This is a genomic window from Anabaena sp. UHCC 0204 (assembly GCF_009711975.1).
In the GTDB taxonomy this organism is placed as follows: Bacteria; Cyanobacteriota; Cyanobacteriia; order Cyanobacteriales; family Nostocaceae; genus Dolichospermum.
The window spans coordinates 1-6731 of record NZ_VIKW01000064.1 but is presented as its reverse complement, the minus strand read 5'-3'; the positions used below and the strand labels follow the sequence as shown (position 1 = coordinate 6731).

The window sequence follows — 6731 nt, the reverse complement described above, 5'->3', positions numbered from 1 at the left end:
TTATCAATTGTCAATTATTTTTCACACTACCAATCCAGAACGTAAAGCCCGAACAGCGGCTTGAGTACGATCATCAGCGCAGAGTTTATTTAAAATATTGCGAACATGGGTTTTTACTGTTCCCACAGTAATATATAACTTCTCGGCAATTTGTCCATTACTGCAACCAGCGACAATCAACTCTAAAATTTCCAATTCCCGTTGAGTGAGAGGATAGGTTTCTAGAACCTGTTCATATTCTGTTTCTAGAGCTTCGATTTTGACAGTTTTCGTCTTATCCTGTGATTGACTATCACCAGGGACACCTTGACGCATTTTTCTTAATACTACATTAGCGATCGCTGGATCAATCCAAGAATTTCCTCCAAAAGTAACTTGTACAGCTTCAGTAAATTTATTAATACTTGTTTCCTTCATATAATAAGAATCTGCCCCCGCTGCAAAAGCCGCCAAGACAGCATCTTCTGTATGATCCATCGTCAAAATCAAAATCTTTGTTTGTGATTGTCCGGTTTCCGCCTGATAACGTCTAAATTTGCGCGTCAATTCAATCCCGTCCATATCAGGTAAACCAATATCTATCACAGCCACATCTGGTTTAGTAGTTTCCAAAAGTTTTAATCCCAGAGTCGCATTAGCCGCCTCACCAATCACTTTAAAGCCGCTGTGTGACTGCAATTCAGTTTTGAGTCCCATTCGCGTTAAATCATGATCTTCAATTAACAGAATACTAATTTCACTCATTGTTACACCCATGATAATCGAATTGCTTCTTTAATAGTGCCAGGAAACCAGAAATAGAATATAGCCAGAAAAAAAGCTTGTTTGTTTGGCTTTTAAACTTTTTGACTTAATCACTCTTTTTACACAGCCGCACTAACTAAAACTTTTTCTAAAAATTTCATCTAATTTACCCAACCCAATGATAGAGAATTCTATAACCAATTAACATCTATCTAGAGAGGTATAAAATAGCAGACTTTTGAAGTTATCTAGATACAAGAATCTAGCTAAAGATATATAGATATTTATCACCAAATCAATGAGATTATTGAGACGAATCAGAAAAATTACATAAAAAACATGATCACAAAATGTGCCGGGGGTCTAATATCACAGTTTCTAGACAGATAGTAATTATCAAAGCTCTACGCAGAAAGACTTTCAACTCTCTTAATTCCTGCCAAGAGTCTCTGCTTTTTAGCATATAAACGTATTCATACGGTTTAGATGCGTAATTTTTATTTAGCCATAATCCTACTTATTTAAGTAAAAATGCTCAAGCTTGTGGTACATAATGTTTCCATGCAACTCTCACTAATGGGTGAGGACAGTTAATGATTTGCTAATTTACAATGTTTTTAACTGGATAAAGTATTTTATTTTACTTAAAAATAAATTCCCATTTCTTTATTTCAGACTTTAGCCTTATTGTACCGTTCCCACAGAGCAGATTAAAAATTTAAAAAGCCAAAAAAACACCAGCTTTTGAAGATTTTTTTAATTGCTTAGTTAACTTATACCATTGTGGACTAGAAGTAAAAGTCATTGTTTTTCAAAAATTAACATATACCTTTATTTCCACTTCCTCTAATGTAAAGATTTTCAAGAAAAATCGCAAAATTAGGTAAAAAAATAAATTTAACCGTGCAAATAATGGCAAAATTTATTAAAATACACAAGCAGGTAAAAATCAAGATGAAGTAAAAAATTTCCCATGTATATACTGTAAAAACCCTGAATTCATCTAGGTCTATTTTTGGATTTGCAAACATCATTACTTGTATAATCTAGAGACTGTGAAAACAGAAATATTGAACCTCAATCTGTATTTGACAGCAAAAATAAAAACCGATGGAAGAGACGCTAAAAATTTTAGTTGTAGAAGATGATGAGGTAGACCGTGTAATCGTCCGTCTAGCTCTGACTGAAGCAGGTATGAGAATGGAACTTGATGAAGTCAAAGACGGGAATCATGCCTTCTTTGCTCTCATCAAGAATCACTATGATTGCGTATTTCTCGACTATCACTTACAAAATCAAGATTGCTTAAGATTAATCCATAAATTACATTCTTCAGGCATCAAAGTTCCTATAGTAGTGATGATAGATGCCGGAAATGAAGAAATAGCTAGAGATTGTATACAAGCAGGTGCTAGTGAGTATTTTATCAAGTCTACATTATCTTCAGAAACCATAACTCATATCTTACAAACTGCAATTCGTATCCACCAGACTGAAATGCAGCTAGAACTAGCCAATCAACAACTTAAAGAAAGTCGTGAACAGTTAACTCTTCAGCATCAAGAATTAGATAAACAACAGCAACAGATCCAATTACAAAACCTCAAAGTTTTGGAAACATCAAGATTGAAATCCCTGTTTTTAGCCACCATATCTCATGAACTGAGAACCCCAATGAATGCGATTATTGGATTTTCGCAAATACTATTACGTCCTAAATTTGGTCAATTGACAAACCAACAATTGGACATGGTAGAACGAATCCTCAATAATGGTAAAAATCTCCTCATGCTGCTCAATGAAATCCTCGACTTTTCTCATTTAGAAGCTGGAAAATTAGAACTAAAGCCAGAAATATTGGATTTATCAAAAGTCGTTAATAATACAGTAGCAGAAATCCGCTCTTTAGCTGAAGCCAAAAACTTATCTTTACTAGTCAAAACAGATTTAGAAAATACCTTAGTATTCAATGATGCAGTGCGATTACGTCAGATTTTAATTAATTTACTTTCCAATGCCATTAAGTTTACAGAATCTGGAAATATTTGGGTAGAAATCAAAGAAGCACCTAAAAATCGAGTTATAATGATTGTGAAAGATACAGGAATTGGGATTGCTTCTCAGGACTTCCAAAATATTTTTGCGGCTTTTCATCAAGTAGATCAAGGGATTAGTCGGAAATATTCAGGGACAGGGTTAGGTTTAGCTATTATTGATTCATTAGTCCGGATTATGGGAGGAAAAATATATATCGAAAGTAAATTAGGAGTCGGTTCAATCTTTAAAATAGAACTCCCACGAAAGATCAATTTAGCAGATAATCTAGGTGATATTGTTTTCCATTCCCATCAGAATCAATTTTATTCTCTATACTCCCATAATAAAGCATCCCTAAATTATCCAAATTTGAAATTGTAGATTATTCAGCAGTTGATTCATTATGTCTATTCTTAAAAAAGACCGTATTTTGTCGGTTGACGATACAAAAGATAATCTAATTTTAGTGCGAACAATTTTAGAAAGCGAAGGATATGATATTGATTCAGTTAGCAATGGTCAAGCAGCCTTAGAAAAAGTAGTAGAATTTCCACCGGATCTGATTATTTTAGATGTGATGATGCCGGGAATCAATGGTTATGAAGTCACCCGCCGAATTCGGAATAATCCGGAAATTAACTATATTCCCATTTTGCTATTGACAGCTTTTCATGAATCTAGTGTTGTGGAAGGTTTAGATGCTGGTGCTGATGATTTTATTCGTAAACCCTTTGATACAGAAGAATTATTAGCAAGAGTGCGATCGCTCCTGAGATTAAAGCACAGCATTGACGAACAAGAAAAAATGACCCGACAGCGGGAAGACTTCGTTTCGCGTCTTACCCATGATTTACGCACACCTCTAGTAGCTGCTGACAGAATGCTGAATTTCTTTCTACAAGAAATCTTTTGTCAGATATCTCCAGAAATGAAACAAGCAATTAATGTCATGATTCGCAGTAATCAAAATCTTCTAGATATGGTTAATACCCTTCTAGAAGTTTACCGTTTTGAAGCCGGTAAAAAGAACTTAAACTATGAATCATGCAATTTAATCACAATCGCATCTGAAGTAGTCAGTGAACTCACCCCCTTAGCACTTGAGAAAAACTTAGTTTTAAAATTAGATACTCATCAACTCAGCCCAACCGGAGATAATACTGGAATTGTTCACGGCGATCGCTTAGAATTACGACGAGTATTAAATAATTTAATCGGTAATGCCATAAAATTTACCGATACAGGTAGCATAGAGATCCGTATTTTTGAAACCTCATCTTCTCACCATCCCAGTGAAGTCATCATCGAAGTTCAAGATACAGGTTATGGGATTGCACCAGAAGATCAAGGAACAATCTTTGAACGATTTCGTCAAGGTAGAAATAAAAGATCCGGTAGTGGTTTAGGACTACATCTTTCACAATACATCATGGAAGCACATGGAGGTAAAATAGAACTTTCATCAGCAATTGGTAAAGGTAGCACATTTACACTCAGACTACCTAAAAAAACCTAACTTCTATTAATAAATATTTATTCCTGACATATTTCCAAAACCCAGGATAGATTAAATTCTCTACCTAGTAACCGACCCATAATTGCAGCTAATTCTTCAATCATATAAGGTTTACTGATATAATCATCAAAACCAGCCTGGAGAATCTGCACTTGATCCTCCCTCCCAGCTAAAACCGTCACCGCCACCACAGGGATATGATTAGTCAATGACTCCTGCTTCAGATATTTAACAATATCCAAACCACTCATACCAGGTAAAAAAATATCCAATAAAATTAAATCCGGTTGATACTCCTGCGCTGCAAGTAAGGTTTTTAACCCGTCTTTTTGACAAATAAACCGACAACCAAGTAACTCCAAAGTATAACTCATTAACAGTAAACTATCATCATGATTTTCTACTACTAAAACTAAAGGCTGTTGATGTTTTTGCCGTTTCTCATGACTCATGAACGAATGTGCTAGATACATCTCGTCTCCACAGTAGTTAATGGGAGTAGTCGTCTTTCTGAGTAGAACAGACGAACCAAGCAGTCTTCATGGGGTGTTTATCCTATCGAATAAGAAATAAGCACCCAGCTTTAATACTTTTAGCAGATATATTTTGATTATATGCAAAAATAGCAATAAATTTATTGACAAAAATCAAGAAATATAAAACCCTACTCCTCCCAGAAATAGGGTTTATTGTTGTTATTTTTACTAACTAAGTGGATAGAACAGAAAAAATTGATTCTCAAATAAACACTACTTAACCAACTCCCACCTTCCGAAAAAGTTGAGATTTTGGATGAAATAATCCCTAATCTAAACTTACTGCGATTTTCTAATTTATACTTTCTTAATCTTACCAAGTACAAATTGATCTGCGTTCATCTGCGTTCATCTGCGGTTAATACTTTCTGCTTGTACCTTACCTAAATGGGAATTACCATATATCTCAGAACCTAATAGAAGTAGTAAAATAGCACCAAAACTCGAATTATATAGTTATTGCTCAAGCAGCCAAATAATGAGTAGAATAGTTGACACCACTTCTACTCATGTAATATAGTATATTACATAAATGGGCGTGATAAAAAAGTTGTGCATTATCGTCTGTATCAGCAGAGAAAAATTTAAAATATGGATTTTGACTATTTCAGAACTAACGAAAGTAATAACATCAATAAAAACTGTCAAAACTTGCTGTCTAGTGGTTGGCGGCCATTTCACAGAGACTTTGATTGGGAATATTTCGGGAAAATAGTATTCCATGATACCCAGGAATTAACTCAAAAAAGCATTAACCTAGCCAGTTATTATGCTGATGCTTTGGCCAGAAAAGAGTATGCTTGGTGGGCAAATATTTTAAATTTAGCCTCAGATTACACCCGTGGTGAATTCCAAAAATATTGGAACTACATTACACCAGATATGCTCACCCCAGAACATCGTCATAAAGACTTCTTGAGTACAGAAACACCTCTTGTGCAGTTTGTAAACCGTAATAGTATTCCTATTGATTATGTACTAAATCTTCTGCAAGAAATTACCGTATTACGAGTTTTGAAATTATTAGAACGTCCTAATATTATCACTCAATATTACTCAGAAAGAGACTTTTATTTTCCAGTAGAAAAATTTGTGAACTGGGAAAGACTAGATGTGGTTAATACAGTTTATGCTTATTGGTCAGAACATGATATTTGGTTACAAATAGAGGCTTATGAAAGAGGGAGAAGGAATTATACCTTAATGGCTAAAAATATGAAGCCATTAATTAATAAAGCGACTTATGATTTAGCAGTTATGCTGAGTGGATATCAAAGTCGTGTGGGAAAAGTTAATAGTCAGTATCCATTACGGACATTTCCCCAAGACATTCAAGAGTTTACTGACTTAGTTCAACAAACAATTTTAGATCAAAATCAATTAGCAGTTGTAGTACATGGCGCACCAGGTACAGGTAAAACAGCATGGACACAGAGTGTTGCCCAAGAAATTCTTGTTCCTTTAGGATATGTAATTTTCATTTTAGATCATGATGCCATTACTAACTTTGTCCCCCCAACATATTTAGAGCGCATTTGTATTATCATCAATGAAGCTGATAATCTAGCTCAAGATCGGGCTTCAGAAGTAGCACAATATAACAACAAAACTGAGCATATTTTAGCTTTATTAGATGGTACATTATACCAGAGTGTAGTTGATGAATCTGGTATTCAAATAGAGCAAAGATTAGTAATATTAATGACTTGTAATACTACTGAAAGACTAGATCCAGCCATGTTAAGAAAAGGTCGAGTAGATTTAATGTGTGAGTTCAGCAAGAAATTTGTTTAACAGGTCTAAGAAGCAATACTGTTTGATTAAGAGTTTTTGTAGGTTGGGTGGCGCTATCGCTTAACCCAACAAATGCTTAAGTAGGTAGGTGGGAAAACTTATAA

5 protein-coding genes are annotated in these 6731 nt (G+C 34.6%); 3 read left to right on the top strand and 2 right to left on the bottom strand.

The features are described from left to right. Positions 1-21: 21 nt before the first annotated feature. Positions 22-744 carry a response regulator transcription factor gene (locus tag FJR04_RS24110; protein WP_168499646.1) on the bottom strand — a complete coding sequence of 241 codons (723 nt, stop codon included), beginning with the start codon at positions 742-744 and terminating at the stop codon, positions 22-24. A gap of 1110 nt (positions 745-1854) precedes the next feature. Between FJR04_RS24110 and FJR04_RS24105 the strand changes: the two genes are divergently transcribed. Both FJR04_RS24105 and FJR04_RS24100 read left to right on the top strand, forming a co-directional pair. Continuing rightward, positions 1855-3162: an ATP-binding protein gene (locus FJR04_RS24105; RefSeq protein ID WP_168499640.1), complete on the top strand. Its 1308-nt coding sequence runs from the start codon at positions 1855-1857 to the stop codon at positions 3160-3162. A gap of 22 nt (positions 3163-3184) precedes the next feature. Further along, complete coding sequence (locus tag FJR04_RS24100) at positions 3185-4297, top strand: hybrid sensor histidine kinase/response regulator (protein WP_168499638.1); 1113 nt, start codon at positions 3185-3187, stop codon at positions 4295-4297. Between the two features lie 17 nt (positions 4298-4314). Here FJR04_RS24100 and FJR04_RS24095 read toward each other — a convergent pair whose 3' ends face one another. Next, complete coding sequence (locus FJR04_RS24095; RefSeq protein ID WP_371718777.1) at positions 4315-4749, bottom strand: PleD family two-component system response regulator; 435 nt, start codon at positions 4747-4749, stop codon at positions 4315-4317. Positions 4750-5424: 675 nt separating this feature from the next. Between FJR04_RS24095 and FJR04_RS24090 the strand changes: the two genes are divergently transcribed. After that, positions 5425-6627, top strand: coding sequence for an AAA family ATPase (locus FJR04_RS24090; RefSeq protein WP_168499634.1), 1203 nt, complete (start codon positions 5425-5427; stop codon positions 6625-6627). The last annotated feature ends 104 nt before the right edge of the window (positions 6628-6731 follow it).

Bases quoted from the DNA above. Each gene is read 5' to 3' on its own strand.
- FJR04_RS24110 (WP_168499646.1), bottom strand. From the start codon at position 744: ATGAGTGAAATTAGTATTCTGTTAATTGAAGATCATGATTTAACGCGA.
- FJR04_RS24105 (WP_168499640.1), top strand. From the start codon at position 1,855: ATGGAAGAGACGCTAAAAATTTTAGTTGTAGAAGATGATGAGGTAGAC.
- FJR04_RS24100 (WP_168499638.1), top strand. From the start codon at position 3,185: ATGTCTATTCTTAAAAAAGACCGTATTTTGTCGGTTGACGATACAAAA.
- FJR04_RS24095 (WP_371718777.1), bottom strand. From the start codon at position 4,749: ATGAGTCATGAGAAACGGCAAAAACATCAACAGCCTTTAGTTTTAGTA.
- FJR04_RS24090 (WP_168499634.1), top strand. From the start codon at position 5,425: ATGGATTTTGACTATTTCAGAACTAACGAAAGTAATAACATCAATAAA.